The sequence below is a fragment of the uncultured Agitococcus sp. genome (genome assembly GCF_937920075.1).
Taxonomy (GTDB): Bacteria; Pseudomonadota; Gammaproteobacteria; order Pseudomonadales; family Moraxellaceae; genus Agitococcus.
On record NZ_CALETI010000494.1, the window covers coordinates 1 to 1,262 of the forward strand.

Sequence of the window (1,262 nt, forward strand, 5' to 3'; positions counted from 1 at the left end):
CAGTCACGTTTAGTGTATCAGACGAATATTTGGCAAGAAGAACCAGAAACAAATAATCCTTTTGCAGCTAAGACCAGTTATTGTCATGGTTATGATGTCTATAACCAAATTGTACCTCATGCCACATGGGTTGAGTCCTTGTATTTATTAGTGAAAGGCGAACGACCCACACCTCAACAAGCACAATTACTTGAGAAAATGGCTATTATTTTAAGCTATACCAGTATGCGTGATGCGAGTGTTCGAGCTGCAATGAATAGTGGTGTCAGTGGTGCAACTCATGCAGCCACTTTAATGGCGGCTTTAGCAGTTGGTGCGGGGCAATATGGCGGTAGTCATGAGGTTAATTTAGCTGTTCAGCTTTGGCAGCGTTGTGGTTTTGATCCAGAGTTATGGCAACAACACTTATTGGCTTATCAGAACCCAAAATCAGTTCATCATGTTACAGATATTTGGTTAGATATCGAACATCCCATTGGTTTTGACCCTCATGCGCCTCAATGCCAGACAACGGTTTTACAGGCGTTGGCATTATTAGCACCATTAAGCGCAGGCCAAGCACTCACATGGTTAGCGCAGCAGCGTCAACACCTAGAACAAACCGTAAATGCGTCGCTATCAATGACGGGGGTTATGGCAGCTGCATTTTTTGATTTAGGATTTACAGAATATCAAGCTGAAATGTTATTTTTAATATTACGTTTACCATCAGCTGCAGTATTTGCATTAGAGCAACAACAACAAGGTTGGCGTAAGTTTCCCTTTTTTGGCGAGCATATTCAATTAAATAATGATTGTGGACAACAAGGAGCAGTATCATGAGTCTAGAAGATTTATTAGCGGCTGAAAATAAACTAAATACCGATATGGGTAAGGCTTTTTTGTCTGACCGTGTGGTATTAAGGGGCTTAGATTTACATCATGATTTAGCCAATAAACACTCATGGTTTGCAGTGCACTTGTATGCCATTACAGGCCGAATTTTTGCACCTAATGAATTAGCCTTATTAGATTATTTGTGGTCATCAACAGGTTATCCTGATGCCAGTATTTGGCCGAATAATACGGCGGCTTTGGCAGGATCGGTACGCTCTACTGCCTCTCTGTCAATGGCGGCAGGTTTAATTACCTCAGAAGCAACATTGTTTGGTGGTCGCCCTTTAAAGCGTTCTGTGGATTTCTTTTTGCGTGCCAAACAACAAGTTGCCCAAGGAAAAACCATTGCCATGCTTGTTGAAGAAGAAATAGCGGCTAATGGTATT

Annotated in this window: 2 protein-coding genes; both read left to right on the plus strand. The window is 41.7% G+C overall.

The genetic code is table 11. From position 1 onward, the window contains the following. Nucleotides 1-822, plus strand: an 822-nt coding sequence (locus Q0212_RS16570) for a hypothetical protein (protein ID WP_297927588.1), incomplete at its 5' end; no start/stop codon positions are given. Next, on the plus strand, nucleotides 819-1,262 hold a 444-nt coding region (locus Q0212_RS16575), incomplete at its 3' end, for a hypothetical protein (RefSeq protein ID WP_297927590.1). The genes Q0212_RS16570 and Q0212_RS16575, both read left to right, overlap by 4 nt.